We start from the raw sequence: 20,705 nt of genomic DNA on the forward strand, positions 1-20,705 counted from the left end.
TGAAGCGTTCACACTTATCGGTCTGTTTGCTGTTACAGCCAAGGGTCTGTAGCTCAGGTGGTTAGAGCACCGTCTTGATAAGGCGGGGGTCGTAGGTTCAAGTCCTACCAGACCCACCAAGTTATCCGAGGGGGATTAGCTCAGCTGGGAGAGCACCTGCTTTGCAAGCAGGGGGTCGTCGGTTCGATCCCGTCATCCTCCACCATCGACCTTGGGTTGGACAAGCCAAATGCAAGCGCTTAGCGTTGAGCGCTTGCATTTGGCGTTGGCCAAGCGATGCGAAAGCATCGGCTGTTCTTTAACAATATGGGATGTAGTAAAGGTGTCACGGCGTGTTGATGAGACGCGCAGTAGTTTAACGTGATACCGGGTTGTGATTGTATCAACCAAAGTATTTAAGTGATCGAAAGATGACTTGGAATACGGCACAAATGCGAGAACTCAACCTGTAATGAGCGTTTCAAGCGCGAGCTTGAGACACACTCGTTATAGGGTCAAGCGAACAAGTGCATGTGGTGGATGCCTTGGCGATCACAGGCGATGAAGGACGCGGTAGCCTGCGAAAAGCTTCGGGGAGCTGGCAAACGAGCTTTGATCCGGAGATGTCCGAATGGGGAAACCCGGCCCGTATGGGTCATCCCTTGCTGAATACATAGGCAAGGGAAGCGAACGCGGCGAACTGAAACATCTAAGTAGCTGCAGGAACAGAAATCAACCGAGATTCCCAGAGTAGTGGCGAACGAAATGGGAAGAGCCTTGTACTCTTTAGCAGCATTGTTAGCAGAACGGGATGGAAAGCCCGGCCATAGCAGGTGATAGCCCTGTATGCGAAAACAGCGTTGTGGAACTAGGTGTACGACAAGTAGGGCGGGACACGTGAAATCCTGTCTGAAGATGGGGGGACCATCCTCCAAGGCTAAATACTCGTGATCGACCGATAGTGAACCAGTACCGTGAGGGAAAGGCGAAAAGAACCCCGGGAGGGGAGTGAAATAGATCCTGAAACCGCATGCATACAAACAGTCGGAGCCTGGAGACGGGTGACGGCGTACCTTTTGTATAATGGGTCAGCGACTTACATTCAGTGGCAAGCTTAACCGATTAGGGCAGGCGTAGCGAAAGCGAGTCCGAACAGGGCGTTCAGTCGCTGGGTGTAGACCCGAAACCAGATGATCTATCCATGGCCAGGTTGAAGGTGCGGTAACACGTACTGGAGGACCGAACCCACTAGTGTTGAAAAACTAGGGGATGAGCTGTGGATAGGGGTGAAAGGCTAAACAAATCTGGAAATAGCTGGTTCTCTCCGAAAACTATTTAGGTAGTGCCTCGTGTCTCACCTTCGGGGGTAGAGCACTGTCATGGTTGGGGGGTCTATTGCTGATTACCCCGCCATAGCAAACTCCGAATACCGAAGAGTGCAATCACGGGAGACAGACATCGGGTGCTAACGTCCGGTGTCAAGAGGGAAACAACCCAGACCGCCAGCTAAGGTCCCAAAGATTGGCTAAGTGGGAAACGAAGTGGGAAGGCTAAAACAGTCAGGAGGTTGGCTTAGAAGCAGCCACCCTTTAAAGAAAGCGTAATAGCTCACTGATCGAGTCGTCCTGCGCGGAAGATGTAACGGGGCTAAGCCAGTCACCGAAGCTGCGGACGCGCGTAAGCGCGTGGTAGGAGAGCGTTCTGTAAGCCTGTGAAGGTGTCTTGTAAAGGATGCTGGAGGTATCAGAAGTGCGAATGCTGACATGAGTAGCGATAAAGGGGGTGAAAGGCCCCCTCGCCGTAAGCCCAAGGTTTCCTACGCAACGTTCATCGGCGTAGGGTGAGTCGGCCCCTAAGGCGAGGCAGAGATGCGTAGCTGATGGGAAGCAGGTTAATATTCCTGCACCGTCGTATGATGCGATGGGGGGACGGATCGCGGAAGGTTGTCCGGGTGTTGGAAGTCCCGGTCCCTGCAGTGGAGAAGGCGCTTAGGCAAATCCGGGCGCAGGATTCAAGGCTGTGGGGCGAGCGACCATGTGTCGCGAAGCAATCGGAAGTGGTTCCAAGAAAAGCCTCTAAGCTTCAGTCATACGAGACCGTACCGCAAACCGACACAGGTGGGCGAGATGAGTATTCTAAGGCGCTTGAGAGAACTCGGGAGAAGGAACTCGGCAAATTGGTACCGTAACTTCGGGATAAGGTACGCCCTGGTAGCTTGACTGGCCTGCGCCAGAAGGGTGAAGGGGTTGCAATAAACTGGTGGCTGCGACTGTTTAATAAAAACACAGCACTCTGCAAACACGAAAGTGGACGTATAGGGTGTGACGCCTGCCCGGTGCCGGAAGATTAAATGATGGGGTGCAAGCTCTTGATTGAAGTCCCGGTAAACGGCGGCCGTAACTATAACGGTCCTAAGGTAGCGAAATTCCTTGTCGGGTAAGTTCCGACCTGCACGAATGGCGTAACGATGGCCACACTGTCTCCTCCCGAGACTCAGCGAAGTTGAAGTGTTTGTGATGATGCAATCTCCCCGCGGCTAGACGGAAAGACCCCATGAACCTTTACTGTAGCTTTGCATTGGACTTTGAACCGATCTGTGTAGGATAGGTGGGAGGCTTTGAAACCGGGACGCTAGTTCCGGTGGAGCCGTCCTTGAAATACCACCCTGGTTTGTTTGAGGTTCTAACCTTGGCCCGTGAATCCGGGTCGGGGACAGTGCATGGTAGGCAGTTTGACTGGGGCGGTCTCCTCCCAAAGTGTAACGGAGGAGTTCGAAGGTACGCTTGGTACGGTCGGACATCGTACCTAAAGTGCAATGGCAAAAGCGTGCTTAACTGCGAGACCGACAAGTCGAGCAGGTGCGAAAGCAGGACATAGTGATCCGGTGGTTCTGTATGGAAGGGCCATCGCTCAACGGATAAAAGGTACTCTGGGGATAACAGGCTGATACCGCCCAAGAGTTCATATCGACGGCGGTGTTTGGCACCTCGATGTCGGCTCATCTCATCCTGGGGCTGTAGCCGGTCCCAAGGGTATGGCTGTTCGCCATTTAAAGAGGTACGTGAGCTGGGTTTAAAACGTCGTGAGACAGTTTGGTCCCTATCTGCCGTGGGCGTTGGAATCTTGACGGGGGCTGCTCCTAGTACGAGAGGACCGGAGTGGACGTACCGCTGGTGTACCTGTTGTCTCGCCAGAGGCATCGCAGGGTAGCTATGTACGGAAGAGATAACCGCTGAAAGCATCTAAGCGGGAAACTCGCCTGAAGATGAGGATTCCCTGGAGGCTTGACCTCCTTGAAGGGTCGTTCGAGACCAGGACGTTGATAGGCTGGGTGTGGAAGCGCAGTAATGCGTTAAGCTAACCAGTACTAATTGCCCGTAAGGCTTGATCCTATAACCAGTGTGTTTCACTGGTTGACGTATCGCGTGTGCCCAGAACGGTGCCGATACCTCACAACCAAGACTACATCCCTATTCGCTGCGACGGCTCAACCCCGGCGCAGCAACCCCTTATGCCTGGTGACCATAGCGAGTCGGAACCACCCCTTCCCATCCCGAACAGGACCGTGAAACGACTTTGCGCCGATGATAGTGCGGACTACCCGTGTGAAAGTAGGTCATCGCCAGGCTCTCCCTCCCGCAAAACCCCTCGACAGCAAACGCTGCGAGGGGTTTTGTCTTTGCGGCGGCCGGAATGCCAGCGTGCGGCGCGCCGGAGTGATCGCTCCCGGTGGAGCGTTCGAGCAGGTCATGGGAAAGTCCTGCGGACTGAAACCCGCCGAGCGGAAACCTGCCGCGGATTCGCCGCGGAAACGAGGAAGAGCGGGATGAGACCTGGAGAAGAACCTGGCAACCAGGTGCAAGCAAGGGCTGATCAGGGTGCATCAAGGGGGGAAGCAGGGACAGCAACGCCTGGCCGGCGGGCGTTGCGCACAGGACCCCTGCGCAACGCCCGGGGTTCAGCGGGCGATCAGCTTCAGTCCGGCGGGCAGGGCCTCGCCGAATACCCGCCCTTCGTCCGCGACGTCGAGATCCACTGCCTCGTGGACCATGGCAATCCAGCTTTGCGGCGCACTGGCGGCCGCCAGCCTTTGCACCACGGTAGCGCGGATCTCTTCGGGCAGGTCGCGGCTGCGGTCGCCGCTCATGCGTGCGATCTGCGCGGCGGCGAAGGCGGCGGGTTCCACCTTTTTCCAGTCGAGTGCCAGGATGGCTTCGACCCAGGTGACGGCAATCTCGGCCGGTACCACGTGGTGCGCGCTGCCATAGAACGGCCGGCGGGCGCCGAGACGACCCACCGCCCACCAGCTCTGGATGTTCTCCGACGGCTTGCGCAGCCGCGCCAGCAGCCATCCAGCCACTTCGATCTTGCGTTCGGCGGGGACCTGCTCGAGCGAGCCGGCCAGCCGCACCATGTCGGCATAGCCCATTCTCGCCGGACCGGCGGGCCGCTTGTACAGGCCGCTACCCGACGGTTGCAGGTAGAAGGCCAGCTCGTCCAGCACGCGCAGTTGGGCGTTCTCGTCCAGGCCACCGGCCGCGCGGCGCCATAGCGTCCACCATTCCGACCAGTTCTGGCTTTCGTTGACGTACTGGATGCCCTGTTCGTAGAGCGTCCACAGCTGTTCCACACGCCATTCGTCGAGCGGGTAGCCGAATCCCGGGCGCACGCAGTAGCCGATCAGGTTCAGCCACAGTCGCTCGTGGTCGGCACTGCGCCGCCGTCGCTTGGCGCGCTCCCAGAAGGCGCCGAACAGTTCGCGCAGCAAGGCGCTGTCCCATTGCACGCGCGTGCCGAGCAGGTGCTCGAGCTGGCCGCGCAGGCCCTTGACCTCCTTGGGGCCGACGTCCTGGGCGCGCGCGCCGAAAGTGCGGTCGATGGCCTCGATCGCCTGCGGCAAGGCGGGGTGTGCCGCCTCCGCGACCGACGTGGGCGAAGGGGTTTCGTTGCCACGGAGCTGGAATTCGAGACGCCAGCGTCGCGTGGCATCCGCCACCTCGCTGCAATGGACTTCCAGCGTGCCGACTTCGGTGAGCGAGGTGCTGAGCTGCACCTGGGTTTCCCGCGCGCTGCTCGCGCCACGGGCTTGCACCACGGTGGCGATCGGCGGCAGGCGCACGAAGTCGCCGCTGGCGAGGTCGGTCAGTTCTCCCGGCTGGTAGACCGTGTCGGCGACCGAGGAGGCCAGGTGGAATTGCACCGGATGGCCGAGCCGCAAGGCGAAGATCCGTTCCGACAGATGGACTTCCTGGCCTTCTTCGGTCCCCTTCGGCAGCAGGCAGATCCCCTGCTGGCCGCTGCCCGGGTCATCGAGCACGAGAAAATAGCTGCGCGGAGAACCGCCGCCGATACGTGGTGCCTGGCCGCTGCGCGCGCGCGCATAGGCCACCGCGCCACGCGCGACGGCGAGATCGGTGCTGTCGTTGTGCAGGACATTGAGCGCCGCGCCGCGCCAATTGCCCAGGACCTCGGCGAGGCGTCCCGCCAGCGCCTCGGAGCGGAATACGCCGCCGTTGAGGAGCAAGGTATCGGGCATCGGCAGGCCGGTGCCCTGCGCGGGCATGTCCAGCGCCGCGCGCGACTGCGCTGCGTGCTGGCCCAGGAAGGCCGCGACGTGCCGCGTAACGGCGGGGTCGGCTGCATAGGGCAGGCCGAATTCGACGATGGCCCCCCGAGCGCGTGCCGGACGTTCCTCCGGCCCGGAGCGGGGAAAGAAGCCGTCGACGACGAGCTGCTCGATCTCCTGCCGCGATACTTCGACGGAGCGTGCGCCGCCGATCAGCCGCGATCCCGCACCCAGCAGCGTCACCGCCACCGAGGCGGGCGGCTGCGCGCCGAGCAATTCTTCCTTGGCGACGCGGCAGCGCGCGACGAGTTGGGACAGGCCGCTGGCTGACAGCCGCGCCGGCGCGGGCCCGAGCCGCTGCTCGACCAGGTGCGCCAGGGCGAGGTCCATATTGTCCCCGCCGAGCATCAGGTGGTTGCCCACGCCGATGCGGGTCAGTTGCGGCTGGCCATCGGCCATCTCGACGCGGATCAGCGTGAGGTCAGTGGTACCGCCGCCGACGTCACAGATCAGCACCAGGCGCGTTTGCGCCAGGTCCTTGTCGAGCGTCAGGCGGTGCCGGAACAGCCAGTCGTAGAGCGCGGCCTGCGGCTCTTCGAGCAGGCGCACGGAGGGCAGGCCGGCCAGGCGCGCTGCCTCCAGCGTCAGGGCGCGGGCGCCTTCGTCGAAGGACGCGGGCACCGTCAGCACCACGTCCTGGTCTTCGAGCCTGGCTTCGGGAAAACGATGGTTCCAGGCCGCGCACACATGGCCGAGGTAGCTGGCGCTGGCCGCCACCGGCGAGATCTTGCCGACTTCCTCGTCGGCGCCCCAGGGCAGGATGGGCGCGGTACGGTCGACCGAGGCGTGCGACAGCCAGCTCTTGGCGCTGGCCACCAGCCGGCCGGGCACCTGTGCCCCCAGCGAAGCCGCGAGGCGGCCGACCACGGTGCGCCGTGCGGCCGCGCTGGCGGCGCTCTGCCAGGGCAGTTGCAGGTCGTCGCCGCTCAGTTCGCCGGGTGCGGCGTGGTAGCGCACGGATGGCAGCAGCGGTGGGGCCGCCACTTCGCCGAGGCCGACCAGCTGGTCGATGCCCAGCACGTGGATCTCGTCGGAGTCCGCGCTGGCATAGGCGACCACCGTGTTGCTGGTGCCGAGGTCGATGCCGACGATGTACTGCGCCATCGCTAGCGGGCCCGGTGCCGGGTCAGGCTTTGGCATGCGCGTTGCCGCGCACGTCGAACTCGACCTTCCAGCGTTCACCGCCGCCGCGGGGTACGGCTTCCAGTTCGAGCGTGCCGGTTTCGGTCACGCGCGCATGCAGCCTGACCGGAACCACGTCGCCGGGCGTGCGCCCGTCGGCAGGCAGCGTCGCCTGGATCTCCTCGAGTTCCTGCAGTTCCTCCGGGCCCCAGAAATCGAGCAGGGTACCGACCTGGTCCTGGCGGCGCACCGAGGAACCGAAGAAGCGGAAGTGCACGGGCTCGCCTACCACCAGGCCGAACTCCTGCGCCGGCAAGGCCGCTTCGCTGCCTTCCTCCATGCCGAACGGGGCCACGCAGAGTGCCTGCAGCGGCGGCTCGAAGCCGGGTACGGCGGGCATCGACGATTCGATGGCGATGTAATAGGAGCGGGCGGTGCCGCCACGGATGCGCACGCCCTTGCCGCCGCGCACGTAACCGTAGTAAGCCGCGCCGCGCGCGACGGCGAGATCCAGTTCCGCGCCGTCGAGCAGGCGGGCCGGGGCCGCGCCTTCCGCGGCCAGCCAGCCGTTGAGCGTCTGCATGACGCGTTCGGCCAGCAGGCCGGACTTGAACACGCCGCCGTTGAACAGCACGGCGGTCGGGTGCAGGAAGGTCGCGCCGGCAGGCTGCGCGGCCGCCACGCCGTCGAGCTCGCCGAGCGCCGCCACCTGGCGGCCGAGGAAGGCGGCCAGGTGGCGCGTGACGGCGGCATCCTGCGCGTAGGGCAGGCCGAGCTGGGTGAGGCCGGCGCGCGCGCGGTTGAGCGGGCGCGCCGAGGCATCCACCTGTGGGAAGAAGCCTTCCAGGATGATCTGCGTCAGCTCGGTGCGGGTCAGTTCAGTGCGGATCGAGCCGCCGATCAGCTTGGCGCCCCGGCTGGGCACGACCAGCGGCACGGCGTCGACGTCCGGCTGCGTGAGCAGCGTTTCCTTGGCAGCGCGGCAGGCATAGGTGAGCGCGCGCAACTGCCACGGATCGGCCTGGGTGCCCTGCGCCGCCAGTTTGCGCGCGACCACGTGGGCGAGCGCCAGGTCCATGTTGTCGCCGCCGAGCAGGATGTGCTCGCCCACGGCCACACGGTGCAGTTCGAGATTGCCGTCGCGCTCGACCACGGCGATCAGGGACAGGTCTGTGGTGCCGCCGCCGACGTCCACCACCAGGATGATGTCGCCGACCTTGACCTGCTTGCGCCAGTGTCCGCCGCTCTTCTGGATCCAGCTGTAGAGCGCCGCCTGGGGCTCCTCGAGCAGGGTCAGGCGGGCGAAGCCTGCTGCCGCGGCCGCCGCCGCGGTCAACTCGCGCGCGGCCGGGTCGAAGGAGGCGGGGATGGTCACGGTGACGTCCTGCTCGGCGAGCGGCGCCTCGGGGTGGGCGTGGTCCCAGGCTTCGCGCAGGTGCGTGAGATAGCGCACCGAGGCTTCGAGCGGCGAGACGCGCTGCACCTCGGGCGGGGCATCGCTAGGCAGGATCGGCGCGCGGCGGTCCACGCCCGGGTGGCACAGCCAGCTCTTCGCGCTCGACACCAGCCGGATCGGCGTGGCCGCGCCGCGGCTGCGTGCCATCTCGCCCACGGCGAAGTCGCGCCCGGTGTTCCACGGCAGCGCCAGGTCGCCCGGCGCGAGTTCGCTGGCATGCGGCAGGTAGAGGAAGGAGGGCAGCAGGTCACGCTCTTCGATGGCGCCCGGCGCGGTCAGCTGCGTGACCGGCAGCACGCCGAGGCGGGTCGTCTCGCCATCGCTGGCGCTGCGGTCGACGTAGGAAACGGCGCTGTGGGTCGTCCCCAGGTCGATACCGATGGCATAGCGCGGCTCGCTCATAGCTCGACCTCGGCGGGGGCGATCACGCTGGCGTCATGGCGCTCGGCCAGGCGCGGCAGGCGCACCTCTTCGACCATCCAGCCGCGGTGGCTGAGGCTGCCGTGGAAGGGCGCGCTGCCCACCACGTTGCCGGTCAGGCGTACGGCGGTGGCGTCGAAGCCTTCGGGCAATGTCACGCGGCTGCCTTCGGCCTCCGCGCGTACCGGCCGGATGGTGAAATGCTCGCGCAGCACCGCGCGGCATCCTTCGTGCACGACGCGGGCGGCGGCGCCGATCTCGGCATCGGAATATCCGGCGATGTCCTCTTCGACGAAGTCGACCAGGCGCGCGTCGCGTTGCAGCAGGCCCAGCAGTTGCAGGGCGGCGGCGGGACTCGCTTCCTTCAGCACAGGAGTCGGGGCCGGGGCAGGCGCCGGAGCGGGGGCCGGAGTTGCTGCCGCGGCTGCGGGCGCCGCCGGCACGCCGTCACGGATACGCACCACGCCGCGCGCGAACTCGCGGTCGCCGAGGATGCGGAAGAAGGTCCCTACGGCCAGCGAGATCCTGCCGAGGAAGGATGGGTTCGAATCAGTCATCGAATACTCCTGTGTGCTCTGTCATGGGGCCCGCCGCCAGGGCGGCACGAACCAGGCGCGAGGGCCTGGCGGTCCCGCGGGCCGCGGCGCCATGCCGGCGCGCCCGCCTTCGGTCGATGCAATTCCGCTCGGGATTGTGCCTGAACGCAGGCGGGCAAGGAGCCCGGCTCCGGTTCCGCTTGCCGGGAGCGCTTGCCGGAGGGCGGGCCTGGCGGCCGCGGCCGGTCCGCTCACACCGGAGCCCGGTCCTGGTGCCGGGCGGGTGGCGGCCTGGAGGGCCGGCCGGCACGGTGGCCGGCGCTTGGCGGGTGCCTGTGGCGCCTCAATTTTCCCGCAGATAGGTGATCAGCTGGTCTGCGCGGCTGGGGTGGCGCAGCTTCTTCATCGCCTTGCTTTCGATCTGCCGGATGCGCTCGCGGGTGACGTCGAACTGCTTGCCGACTTCTTCCAGCGTGTAGTCGGTCGCCATGTCGATGCCGAAGCGCATGCGCAGCACCTTGGCCTCGCGCGGCGAGAGCTCATCGAGCAGTTCCCGCACCACTTCGCGCAGGCTGGCCTGCATGGCGGCATCGGCCGGCGTGGCCGTGTCCGAGTCGGCGATCATGTCGCCGAGGTTGGTGTCGCCATCCTCGCCGACCGGCGTCTCCATCGAGATCGGTTCCTTGGCGATGCGCAGGATCGAGCGGACCTTCTCCTCGGTCATTTCCATGCGCTCGGCCAGTTCCGCCGGATCGGCTTCCTTGCCGGTGCGCTGCATGATCTCCCGCGCGAAGCGGTTGAGCTTGTTGATCTGCTCGATCATGTGCACCGGCACGCGGATCGAGCGGGCCTGGTCGGCGATGGCGCGCGTGACGGCCTGGCGCACCCACCAGGTCGCGTAGGTGGAGAATTTCCAGCCGCGGCGGTACTCGAACTTGTCCACCGCCTTCATCAGGCCGATATTGCCTTCCTGGATCAGGTCGAGGAACTGCAGGCCGCGGTTGGTGTACTTCTTGGCGATCGAGATCACCAGGCGCAGGTTGGCCTGGGTCATCTCGTGCTTGGCCTGGCGCATCTGCCGCTCGGCGGCCAGCATCCTGCGGTTGACGGCCTTCAGCTCGGGCAGCGGCAGGGCGGCGCGGGACTGGATGTCGATCAGCTTCTGCTGGTACGACTCCAGGTCAGGCAGCGCGCGCGCCACGGCGTTGCTGTACGGGCGCGCGTCGGCGACCAGCGACTTGCCCCAGGCAAGATTGGTCTCATTGCCGGGGAAGCGGGCGATGACATCTTCGCGCGGCATGCCGCAGCGCTCGACCAGCAACTGGAGCACCTGGCGCTCGACCACGCGCACGTCGTCGACCATGCCCTGGATGTCGGCGCACAGCCGCTCGATGGTGCGTGCGGTGAAGCGGATCGCCCGCAGTTCTTCGCGCACGGCATCGCGGGCCGAGGCGGCTGCGCTGGCGCCGGCGTCCTCGCGCATGCGCGCGAAGTGCTCGGCAACACGGCCGAAGCGCGTCAGGCACTCGTCGCGCAGCTGGCGCAGGTCGGACTCCGCGCTCTGGCCGGAGCTGTCGTCGTCGTCGCTGTCGTCGGCGTCCCCGTCCTCATCGTCGGCGCGTTCCTCGCTGTCGGCCGTGTCGGCGCTGTCGACGGCGGCACCCACGGCGGCCTCGGCCACGCTTTCGTCGCTCAGGCCATCCACCAGGTCATCGATGCCCATTTCCTCGGCGGACACCTTGGCCGACAGGTCGAGGATGGTAGCGATGGTCGAGGGACACGCCGAGATCGCATGGATCATGTCGGCCAGGCCGTCTTCGATGCGCTTGGCGATCTCGACTTCCTGCTTGCGCGTCAGCAGCGTCGCCGAGCTCATCTCGCGCATGTACATGCGCACCGGGTCGGTCGTACGGCCGAACTCGGAGTCCACCGTCGAGAGCGCGACCTCGGCTTCTTCGTCGGCCTGGTCATCGGCCACGACCACCGCGTTGTCGCTGAGCAGGAGCGTCTCGGCGTCGGGGGTCTGCTCGTAGATCTTGACGCCCATTTCGGCGAAGGTGGCTACGATGCCCTCCATCGCCGCGGTGTCGGCGAAGTTTTCCTGGAGGTGGTCGCTGATATCGGCGTGGGTGAGGTAGCCTCGCTGCTTGCCCAACTGGATCAGCGCGCGCAACTGCAGGCTGCGTTCAGCGGCATCCAGCGTGGGATCGGGCCGTGCCGTGCCCCCCGCGCCGGTTCCATCGAGGCCCTTGCTGGCCCCAGCCTGTCCTGTTCTGGCCGCCGTTCGTTGTGCGCCGCTCGTCATTTACCGTCTTTTTCCTTGCTCAGTCGCTTGTCCTGGCGGCAGCGCGCACTGACAGGTGCGCGGTCTGGGCTGCCGCCGGGATTCGTTGTAATGGGGATCCGCGTAGGGAATCGCTGTGCCCGCGCCCCGCACTCGGGGCGAGTGGGATTTTCGGCCGGGGCCCGTATTCTACAGCCCCCGCTGCGTCGCAGCACGTCCCGTCGCAGGAAGTACACACGACAAGGATCGCCCTGAGCCTTCATCTGGGGGCAGCAGGGCGCACTTTCAATGCCAGTTGCGCATTGCCCGGTCCTTGGCGCAACGCCGGGCCGCCGCGCGAATGCCGGTACTACCGACACTATATAGCGAGCACGGGCGGGTATCCCTATATAGTAGTGGCAGGCCAGCCCCGGGGGGGAAGTCAGCCATGAAGACGAAGGAAGCGAACGACCATCCGTCTGCATCCGAGCAGATCGACGCGAGGATACAGCAATTGGGCGACTGGCGGGGCGAGATGCTCGCCCACCTGCGCCGCCTGGTCAAGGAGGCCGATCCCGGCGTGGTGGAAGAGTGGAAGTGGCGAGGCGTGCCCGTGTGGTCGCACCACGGCATCCTCTGTACCGGCGAGACCTACCAGCGCGTGGTCAAGATGACCTTTGCCAAGGGCGCGTCGCTGGCCGATCCGGCCGGTCTTTTCAACGCCAGTCTCGAAGGCAATACACGGCGTGCGATCGATTTCCACGAGGGCGGGCCGATCGACGAGGCGGCCCTCAGGGATTTGATCCGGGCAGCCGTGGCGCTGAACCGGTCCAAGGCATGAGGCAGCGGCTGTCGACGGCTTCCTGAACCGGCGGGCCGGCGTGGAATCAGTCCAGCCGCAGCGCCGCCCGCCACAGGTCCAGGAAATGCGCCTTCTTCAAGGGATCCTGGTAGACCAGCAGGCCGACGCCCAGGCCGACCGGCCGCGCGCGCGGCACCGGGGCCGCACCGCTGCGCACGGGCCGCATGCCCGACTCGCTGGCGATCACCGCCTGGCCTTCCCTTGACAGCAGGTAGTCCAGGAAGCGCGCGGCCAGGTCGGGGCGCCTGGCCTGGCGGGGGATCAGGGCCGCGTGGGACAGCACCAGCGTGTAGTCGTCCGGGTAGACGATGCGCAGCGGGGTGCCGCGGTCGATACGCTTCTGCGCATAGGAATCGAGCACGTTGTAGGCCATTGCCGCCTTGCCTTGGGCCAGCAGGTCCAGCATGTCGTCGGACGAGTCGCTGACGATGACGTTGCTGCGTCCGAAGGCGGCCAGCAGGGCACCGGCCATGCTGTCCAGGCGTGCGTCCTGGGTCGCGGCAAGATAGCCGATGCCGCTGCGCCGCACGTCGTAGGTGGCCAGGCGGCCCGCCAGCGGCTGCGCCGGGTCCTGCAGCCGCGACAACAGTTCGCGGCGGCTGCGCGGCACCTGGCCTGGGCCCAGCTGGCGCGGATCGTAGACCATGACCAGCGCCTCGACCGCGATGCTGAAGACCTCGTCGCGCCAGTTGGCCCAGGCCGGCAGGTCGCGTGTCTGCGCCGAGATGTGCGGCAGGGCGCGGCCGTCGTTGACCAGCTTGGTCTGCAGATCCATGCTGCTGCTGACGACGAGATCGGCGCGCGGCATATCGGCGGGGCCAGGCCGGCCGCCGGGAGCGGCCTGGCGCGCATACAGTTCCTGCGTGGGCAGTTCGGTATAGACCAGGCGCAAAGCGGGGTTGCGCCGCCCGAAGTCTTCCAGCACGCCACGGAATACGCGCAGGCTGGTGGAGCCCTGCACCACCAGCACGTCGGCGGCATCGCGCGGTCCCAGCACCGCGGTCTCGAAATCCGCCGCGCCGCAGCCGGCGCTCCAGAACAGCGCCGCGATGACCGCCAGGGCATGCCGGCGCCGCGGCCGCCCGGCAGGAAGAGGGAAGGGACGGGCGTTCATGATGGCAGGGCCGGCAGGGTCAGGATGGCATCCAGCCCGCCCTGCGGGCGGTTGCGCAGGGTCAGGCGGCCCTGGTGGCTGTCCGCCACCCGCTTGGCGATCGACAGGCCCAGGCCGGCGCCGGCCGTGCGCGGGCCGGGCCCGCGCACGAAGCGCTCGAACACCGAATCTTCCAGCTGCGGCGGAAGGCCCGGCCCCTGGTCGGAGATCGTGACCTGCCAGTCGCTGCCGGCGCGCGCCAGCCGCACGTCGAGCCTGCCGCGCGCGGCGGCGCCGTGGCGCAGGGCGTTGTCGAGCAGGTTCTTCAGCGCTTCGCGCAGCATCAGGCTGTCGCCCAGTACCCATGCCTGCCCGGCCCCGGCCCCGTTCTGCGGGAGGTACAGGCGTACGTCGGGCCGTGGCTCGGCCTGGGGCACGCTGTCGTGCAGGGCTTGCGGCAGGATCTCGGCCAGGTCGATGCGCGCGAAGTCGTGGGCATTGCTGCGGTGGAGAACACTGGCGTCGCTCAGCAGCTGGTTGACCAGGCGCGACAGCCGCTCGGCATTGCGCAGCACGGCCTGCAGGCTGTGCCGCTGTTCGTCGCTGTCGTCTTCCTCCAGCGCCAGCTGCAGTTGGGCGCGCAGTGCGGCCAGCGGCGTGCGCAACTGGTGCGCGGTCTCGGCGATGAACAGGTGCAAGGTATCCAGGTTCTCCTCCAGCCGCGCCATGAAGCCGTCCAGCGCGTGCACGAGATTACCCAGTTCCTCGGGCACCGGCGCCGCGATGGGGTGCAGGTCGGACACCGTGCGCGCCGACAGTTCGTCCTCGATGCGCCGGATCGGCGCCAGCGAGCGGTGCAGTCCCCAGTAGGCCAGCCCGAGCGCGGCGGCGGCGAAGGCGACCAGCGCCAGCGTGCCGTGCCACAGGATGCGCCGGGCCAGCGCATCGTGCGCCTCGCGCGTCTGCCCGACCTGGACCCGCGCCACGGCGGCGCTTTCGGGGCCGGCCACGTGCCGCTCCATCCAGGCGAAGCGCACCGGCTGCCCCTGGTAGACTGCGTCGAACAGCTGCGGCGTGCGCGCCGCCTCGGATGTCGGCGCGCGCGGCGGCGCGGGCAGGTCCGCATAGCCGGTGACCAGGCTGCCGTCGCGCGCGCTGACGCGGTAGAACACACGGTCGCGCGGCGCCTGTTCGAGCAGGGCGAGGGCGGCGTAGGGCATGTCCAGCTGCCAGCCATGCTGCCCGTACTGCAGGCTGTCGGTGATCGACAGCACCGAGGCCGTCAGCAACTGGTCATAGGTGATGCTCGCGGTCTGGTAGGCATAGCCGCGCACCATGGTGTAGAGCGCGCCGAGCCCCAGTGCGAACAGGGCCAGCAGCATGGCCAGCAGGCGGCGCCGCACCGACAGCCCGGTCCGGCGCGGCACCGGCGGCGCCGCGCCGGCGGCAGGCATCACGCGGGCTCCTGGCTGCCGCCGGCATCTTCCTCGCGCACGCTGAGGAGGTAGCCGACACCGCGCTGGGTCTCGATGCGCAGGGGCGAGCCTTCGAGCTTGCGGCGCAGGCGGGCGATGTACACCTCGATCGCATTGGGCGCGGCGTCGTCGTCGAAGGCGAACAGCTTGAAGGCGATCTCCTGCTTGCTGACGGTGCCGTTGAGGCGCGCCAGCAGGATCTCCAGCAGGCTGTACTCGCGCTTGGGCAGGTCCAGGCGCTGCCCCGCCAGCCGCACCTGGCGCGCCGTGCTGTCGATGACCAGCTCGCCGAAGCGCTGCACGCCGGAGGCCTGCGCGCCAGGCCGGCGCAGCAGGGCGCGGCAGCGTGCCTCGAGTTCGCGGAAATCGAAGGGTTTGGCGAGGTAGTCGTCGGCGCCGGTGTCGAGCGCGTGCACGCGGTCCTCGATATCCACCCGCGCCGTCAGCGCCAGCACCGGGGTCTTGCTACCGCGCTCGCGCAGCCGTTGCAGGACCTCGAAGCCGGACAGGCGCGGCAGGCCGATATCCAGGATCACCAGGTCGAAGGCCTCGTAGGCCAGCACGCCGTCGGCGCTGAGGCCGTCGTGCTGCCAGTCGACCGCATGGCCGATGCGGCGCAGCCGCCGCACGATGGCGTCGGCCAGGTCCTCGTCGTCTTCGATCACCAGAATTCGCATCGCGCGATTTTCGCACAGGGTGCCAGCTGGCGGCCCGGAAAGCCGGCCGCTGCGCGGCGATGACAGGTTGATGACAGGTTTTCTGTCCTAACCTCGCGCCTCCGCCGCCCGCCACCCGGCCGGGCAGACAATACCAATGTGCACCAGGAGACAGTTCCCATCATGCTTCTGACCTTGCTCGGCTTCGGCATGGTGATCACGTTCATGACGCTGATCATGGCCAAGCGGCTGTCGCCGCTCGTCGCGCTGATACTCGTTCCCATCCTCTTCGCGCTGGCCGGCGGCTTCGGCACCGGCATCGACAAGATGATGCTCGACGGCATCCGCAAGATCGCGCCAACCGGCGTCATGCTGATGTTCGCCATCCTCTATTTCGGCGTGATGATCGATGCCGGCCTGTTCGACCCCATCGTCGGCCGCATCCTGCGCGCGGTGAAGGGCGATCCGCTGAAGATCGTGGTCGGCACCACAGTGCTGGCGCTGGTGATCTCGCTGGACGGCGACGGCTCCACCACCTACATGATCGTGGTCGCCTCGATGCTGCCGCTATACCGCCGCCTCGACATGAACCCGCTCTCGATGACCTGCCTGGCCATGCTCGCCAGCGGCGTGATGAACCTGACGCCCTGGGGCGGGCCGACCGCGCGCGCGGCCAGCGCGCTGCACGTCGACGCGGGCGAGATCTTCGTGCCGCTGCTGCCCGTGATGGGCCTCGCCGTCGCCGCCATCCTGCTGCTGGCCGTCAAGCTCGGCCTGCGCGAGCGCCGGCGTCTCGGCGTGCTGGCCTTGCCCGACGGCGCTGCGCTGCACGCGGGCTACGACGAGGACTGCGCGGTCTCCGGTCCCGCCGCCGCGGCCGAGGAAGACGCGGACCTGCGCCGTCCCCGCCTGCTGTGGGTGAATGCCGCGCTGACGCTGGCGCTGATGGTCAGCCTGATCCTGGGCGTGCTGCCGCTGCCGGTGCTGTTCATGATCGGCTTCGCGGTCGCGCTGATCATCAACTATCCCGATCTCGCCGAGCAGCGCCGGCGCGTGGCGCACCATGCGGGCAACGCCTTGTCCGTGGTCTCGCTGATCTTCGCCGCCGGCATCTTCACCGGCATCCTGTCCGGCACCGGCATGGTGGAGGCGATGTCGCGCAGCCTGCTGGCGGTCATTCCCGACGTGCTGGGGCCGTACATGGCGGTGCTGACCGCGCTGCTGAGCCTGCCCTTCACCTTCTTCATGTCGAACGATGCCTTCTACTTCGGCGTGCTGCCCATCCTCGCCGAGGCGGCCCAGGGCTACGGCATCTCGCCGGCGGAGATGGCACGGGCATCCCTGATCGGCCAGCCGGTGCACCTGCTCAGCCCGCTGGTGCCGTCCACCTACCTGCTGGTGGGCCTGGCCGGTGTCGAGTTCGGCGACCACCAGCGCTACGCGCTCAAATGGGCCGCCATGGTGTGCCTGGTCATGCTGGTGGCTGCGCTCGGGTTTGCGCTCTTTCCCCTGGTGGGGCGGGCAGGCTGACCATCGCCGTGCGCCGCGGCGAGATCCGCGCGGACGTCGTTCCGGCGGCGGAATCGGAAGTCGTCAAGCTGGTCAAGACGCCGCAGATGGCGGCCTTGCATGGTGGCGCCTGTTTTTGCCTCGCGGGCGTGGTGCAGGGATGGAACGGGGAAACGACGCCGCAGGCGAATGGCCTGGAGATCCCTTGCACCATGATCTGGGGCGCCTACGCCGTCCGCTTCGCCCTGAGCGGGGCTCTGTTTCCGCGACAGGGCCGTCGCCGTCCCGCGGGCGCGGCATGCCGACGGGAAGTTGGAGGGCCGATCCGATCATGACGGCCGTGCTAGAGTCGAACCTCCCTCTCGACCGCGCATCCCTATGCCGCCATCCGTCGAACATGAGCCCGTCCATTCCGCAGGCGATCAAGCCGGCATGGAAAGTGCCGCGGCTAGGCAGGTTCCGGCAATCGTTCCCACGCAGACCGCCCTGGTGGTGATGCACTACCAGACCGACATCCTGCAGCTGTTTCCATCGGTCGCGCCCGTCTTGCTCTCCAACACTCGCAAGCTGTGCGATGCCGCGCGCGCCAAGGGTGTCAGCGTCTATTTCGCCAAGATCCACTTCGGCCCGGGCTATCCGGAAGTCAGCCCGCTGAACAGGAACGGGCAGGGAATCAAGCAGCTTGGACTTTTCGTCGACGACCAGGTCTCGCCGGAACTCGGCCGGCAAGCCGCGGAGCCGCTCATCATCGCGCACCGTGCCAGCGTGTTCTTCGGGACCGACCTGCAGGTGCGGCTTTCCGCGCAAGGTATCAATACCCTGATCATGGCGGGCATTGCGTCGACCGGTGTGGTGCTGTCGTCGGTCGCGTATGCGAGCGATGCGGACTTCCGCCTGTTCACCGTCAAGGATTGCTGCTACGACCCGGATCCGGTCGTGCACGATCATCTGTTTGCCACGGCGTTCGATTCGCGCACGACGGTGCTCTCGCTCGCTGATGCCTTGCGGCTGCTGGCGTAGGCCAGCAGGGCGGGCAGGCCGGCCGGGATGGCCGCCATCTCGATCCTCTTGCTTCCGCACGATGAAGCACCTATGCCGAGAGCAGAAATCGGCAGCATTCGCCGGACTTCGCGTAGACTGCGCCAGATCCCCGTTCGCCGATGGATGGTTCCGCTCGTGGCGACGGTCGAAGCTCCCCCTATGCAAGGAGGCGTCACGCATGCATGCAGTGCCGTTGCCGGATACCAGTGCCATCGACCCGCCCGCCAGCGCGCCCGTGCGCGACCTGCGCCGTGTCCCCATCCATCCCGATCATTGGTATCCACTGGCCTGGTCCAGCGAGGTCAAGCGGGGCAAGGCCCTCGGCGTGCACTTTGCCGGCGAGCCGATCGTACTGGTCCGTACCGAGTCCGGCGCCATCTTCGCACTGGAAGACCGTTGTGCGCACCGGCAGGTGCCGCTCCATGCGGGCGTGGTCGAAGGCGAGTCCCTGCGCTGCGGCTATCACGGCTGGACCTATGACGGCACCGGCCGCTGCGTCGACGTGCCTTACCTCGGGCGGGAACGCCTCCCCAACGGCGTGCGAGCCTATCCCTGCCGCGAGGCGCACGGCCTGATCTTTGTCTTTCCCGGCGCGGCGGCGCTCGCCGGCGAGCGGCCGCTGCCGGACCTGCCATCGGTGGCTGACACGGCGTACAAGACGCGCCGCTTCGGTCGCGAGGTCAAGTGTCACTACTCGTTCATGCACGAGAACCTGATGGACATGAACCACCAGTTCCTGCACCGGCGGCAGATGGGGCAGATGCGCGCGCGTTCCCTGGGCCGGCGTCGCGGCGAGGACTGGGTGGAGGTCGATTACACGTTCTCGCGCCTGGAGGGCAAGCAGCCGGTGGGCGAGGCGCTGGTGTTCGGGGCCAGCAAGAACAGCGCCGACCAGAACGACAAGGACGTGATGACGGTGCGTACCGGCTATCCGTACCAGACCCTGAAGATCCGTTCGGGCGACGGCACCCTGGTGATGGACCTGTGGATCGTCTACGTGCCGCTGGATGCGGCGCAGCGCACCAACCGGACCTTCGGGCTGCTTTCCATCCGCAAGCCTGGCATTCCGTTCGCCCTGGACCTGGCCTGGCCGCTGCTGGTCTGGTTCACGGAGCGCATCTTCAAGGAAGACCGCTGGATCGTCGAGCGCGAACAAGAGGCCCACGACAGGCAGGGAGCCGACTGGAACCAGGAGGTGTTCCCGGTCATCAATGAACTGCGCGACCTGTTGCGCCACTGCGGCGGCCGCACCGTGATCCCCATTCGCGAGGTGAGCGGAGCGGCATGAACCGAGCCAAGGCAGCCGCGGTTTGCGCCGGTTCCGGGGCCGGCGCAGCCTGGGCAGGGTTTGCCGGCTGGAGTTTCAGGTGTGGCGCGGCCGCCTCTTCGGCCAGTAGCGCCGGCCCAGCGGCTCGATGAGAAGGTGGTGCTCCTTCACCTCGACCACGCGATAATCACCGACCCTGTGCTGGTGTCCAGCCAACAGCTTGACTGGCCACATGCGGTTCTGATATTCCACCAGCGTTTCGTCATAGTGGTTCCAGTGGGCGATATGCACGCGCGCGCCATCATCGGAAACGATGTTATGGCCGGTTTCCTCATACCGCAGCAAGGCATCATCCGCGCCGAGCTTGTTGCCGATCCAGCGGGCCAGGACGAATGACGCCAGCGCGATGCCGATGGATACGACCGAGTCCGCCCCGAGCAGCGTCGATACCGCGCCGGATATCGCGGCAAGTGTCACGCAGAGGAACAGGCCGGACATCGTGACCACGTCCATGACAAGGGCCAGAAGGCCGATGGCTCCCCACAGTTCAAGACTCATTTCTGCCTCCCACGCTTGTCGGGTACTGCTTTCCCCCATATTGAGGGGAATGCCATGGACGCGGATTGATGCAAGGCAAGGATTTCGGTCGCGGCCGTAGCCGCCCCGGTGCCGACCACTGCCGCCGGTGCGCGCCCTGCCAAGGTGCCTTGGCGCTTGCCGGCCGGTCAGCAGGGGAAGGCAAAGCTGTCGCGCGGCTGGCAATCCGAGCGAGGCGGCTGTTCCGCATAGGCGGCGCGAGGGCTGGGCGCGCCCTCAATCCATGCCTTTACTCCTATCGGAGACGGCACCTGTTTCGTCATAGGCCACGATGCATAGCGCCTCGGATGGATGCGGCGGTACGAAGTAACTGGTGATCCGCTCGAACTCCGCGTCCGACGCCTGGAAAGGATGGTCCCCCCGCGCATTCCGCGCGCGCAGGCGCGCCTTGCAGACCGCATCGCTCACATCGAGATAGTGAAGCCGGTGTCCGCAGCCGGCGGCCTGCGCAATGGCGAGGCCCCAGGCGCGAGCGGCCACTGTGTTGAACGGAACATCGAGCACCACGGACACGCCGGCGCCAAGCAGGGAACGGATGTGGTCCGCCAGGACGTCCTTGATGCACCTGGCGCGGTGGACGTAGGCATCGATCGACAGGACCTCGCCCGGATAGAGGCGAGACAACCAGACATCTTCGCTGATCAGTACCGTGCGCGCATTGCGCGCGAGCAGCGCGGTGAGCGTCGATTTTCCGGCCGCGATCTTCCCGCACACCATATGCAGCAATACCGCATCATCATGGGTAAGCGCCTCACCATCCTTGCTCGCAGTCTGCATTTCCAGGCTCTCCATCAGGTCTCTCC

General features: G+C 66.4%; 13 protein-coding genes, 2 tRNA genes and 2 rRNA genes. 8 read left to right on the top strand and 9 right to left on the bottom strand.

From position 1 onward, the window contains the following. The first annotated feature begins 42 nt into the window (after positions 1 to 42). From BKK80_RS26995 to rrf, 4 genes are all read left to right on the top strand, one after another. Positions 43 to 119, top strand: a tRNA-Ile gene (locus tag BKK80_RS26995). A 10-nt stretch (positions 120 to 129) separates the two neighbouring features. Next, positions 130 to 205 (top strand) — tRNA-Ala (locus BKK80_RS27000). Between the two features lie 287 nt (positions 206 to 492). Further along, a 23S ribosomal RNA gene (locus tag BKK80_RS27005) occupies positions 493 to 3,371 on the top strand. Positions 3,372 to 3,493: 122 nt separating this feature from the next. After that, positions 3,494 to 3,607, top strand: a 5S ribosomal RNA gene (gene rrf / locus BKK80_RS27010). Positions 3,608 to 3,937: 330 nt separating this feature from the next. Here rrf and BKK80_RS27015 read toward each other — a convergent pair. The 4 genes from BKK80_RS27015 to rpoD all read right to left on the bottom strand — a co-directional run bounded on the left by BKK80_RS27015 (position 3,938) and on the right by rpoD (position 11,444). After that, positions 3,938 to 6,709 (bottom strand): Hsp70 family protein, encoded by a 2,772-nt coding sequence (locus BKK80_RS27015; protein ID WP_071020248.1) that lies wholly within the window; start codon positions 6,707 to 6,709, stop codon positions 3,938 to 3,940. Positions 6,710 to 6,731: 22 nt separating this feature from the next. Continuing rightward, positions 6,732 to 8,585, bottom strand: a complete 1,854-nt coding sequence (locus BKK80_RS27020) for an Hsp70 family protein (protein WP_071072029.1) — start codon at positions 8,583 to 8,585, stop codon at positions 6,732 to 6,734. Continuing rightward, the gene (locus BKK80_RS27025; protein ID WP_071072030.1) at positions 8,582 to 9,160 is read right to left on the bottom strand and encodes a DUF2760 domain-containing protein; all 579 of its coding nucleotides are present in this window, start codon (positions 9,158 to 9,160) and stop codon (positions 8,582 to 8,584) included. Before BKK80_RS27025 ends, BKK80_RS27020 begins: the two co-directional genes overlap by 4 nt. A gap of 322 nt (positions 9,161 to 9,482) precedes the next feature. Then, positions 9,483 to 11,444, bottom strand: coding sequence for an RNA polymerase sigma factor RpoD (rpoD, locus tag BKK80_RS27030; RefSeq protein ID WP_071020241.1), 1,962 nt, complete (start codon positions 11,442 to 11,444; stop codon positions 9,483 to 9,485). A gap of 406 nt (positions 11,445 to 11,850) precedes the next feature. Here rpoD and BKK80_RS27035 point away from each other — a divergent pair, with 406 nt between their 5' ends. Next, positions 11,851 to 12,243, top strand: a complete 393-nt coding sequence (locus BKK80_RS27035) for a DUF1801 domain-containing protein (RefSeq protein WP_071020239.1) — start codon at positions 11,851 to 11,853, stop codon at positions 12,241 to 12,243. Between the two features lie 46 nt (positions 12,244 to 12,289). On the opposite strand, the gene BKK80_RS27040 is transcribed toward BKK80_RS27035, so the two are convergent. Genes BKK80_RS27040 through BKK80_RS27050 form a run of 3 tightly spaced genes read right to left on the bottom strand, consistent with a single transcriptional unit; the run spans position 12,290 to position 15,509 of the window. Further along, positions 12,290 to 13,378 carry an ABC transporter substrate-binding protein gene (locus BKK80_RS27040; RefSeq protein WP_071072032.1) on the bottom strand — a complete coding sequence of 363 codons (1,089 nt, stop codon included), beginning with the start codon at positions 13,376 to 13,378 and terminating at the stop codon, positions 12,290 to 12,292. Further along, positions 13,375 to 14,811 carry a sensor histidine kinase gene (locus BKK80_RS27045; protein WP_071072034.1) on the bottom strand — a complete coding sequence of 479 codons (1,437 nt, stop codon included), beginning with the start codon at positions 14,809 to 14,811 and terminating at the stop codon, positions 13,375 to 13,377. Before BKK80_RS27045 ends, BKK80_RS27040 begins: the two co-directional genes overlap by 4 nt. After that, positions 14,811 to 15,509 (bottom strand): response regulator transcription factor, encoded by a 699-nt coding sequence (locus tag BKK80_RS27050; protein WP_071020232.1) that lies wholly within the window; start codon positions 15,507 to 15,509, stop codon positions 14,811 to 14,813. Before BKK80_RS27050 ends, BKK80_RS27045 begins: the two co-directional genes overlap by 1 nt. A 162-nt stretch (positions 15,510 to 15,671) precedes the next feature. On the opposite strand from BKK80_RS27050, the gene BKK80_RS27055 reads away from it, so the two are divergent. The 3 genes from BKK80_RS27055 (at position 15,672) to BKK80_RS27065 (ending at position 19,326) form a co-directional block, all read left to right on the top strand. Continuing rightward, positions 15,672 to 17,018, top strand: a complete 1,347-nt coding sequence (locus tag BKK80_RS27055) for a CitMHS family transporter (protein WP_071020229.1) — start codon at positions 15,672 to 15,674, stop codon at positions 17,016 to 17,018. 411 nt (positions 17,019 to 17,429) lie between these two features. Then, entirely contained in the window at positions 17,430 to 18,017 is a 588-nt protein-coding gene (locus BKK80_RS27060; protein ID WP_071020226.1) for a cysteine hydrolase family protein, read from the top strand. Positions 18,018 to 18,216: 199 nt separating this feature from the next. After that, complete coding sequence (locus BKK80_RS27065; protein WP_071020224.1) at positions 18,217 to 19,326, top strand: aromatic ring-hydroxylating oxygenase subunit alpha; 1,110 nt, start codon at positions 18,217 to 18,219, stop codon at positions 19,324 to 19,326. Positions 19,327 to 19,401: 75 nt separating this feature from the next. On the opposite strand, the gene BKK80_RS27070 is transcribed toward BKK80_RS27065, so the two are convergent. Next, the gene (locus BKK80_RS27070; RefSeq protein ID WP_156811486.1) at positions 19,402 to 19,863 is read right to left on the bottom strand and encodes a hypothetical protein; all 462 of its coding nucleotides are present in this window, start codon (positions 19,861 to 19,863) and stop codon (positions 19,402 to 19,404) included. 255 nt (positions 19,864 to 20,118) lie between these two features. Next, positions 20,119 to 20,694 (bottom strand): P-loop nucleotide/nucleoside kinase family protein, encoded by a 576-nt coding sequence (locus tag BKK80_RS27075; protein ID WP_231908131.1) that lies wholly within the window; start codon positions 20,692 to 20,694, stop codon positions 20,119 to 20,121. Between the last annotated feature and the right edge of the window lie 11 nt (positions 20,695 to 20,705).

Origin of the sequence: Cupriavidus malaysiensis (assembly GCF_001854325.1) — a bacterium.
Taxonomy (GTDB): Bacteria; Pseudomonadota; Gammaproteobacteria; order Burkholderiales; family Burkholderiaceae; genus Cupriavidus; species Cupriavidus malaysiensis.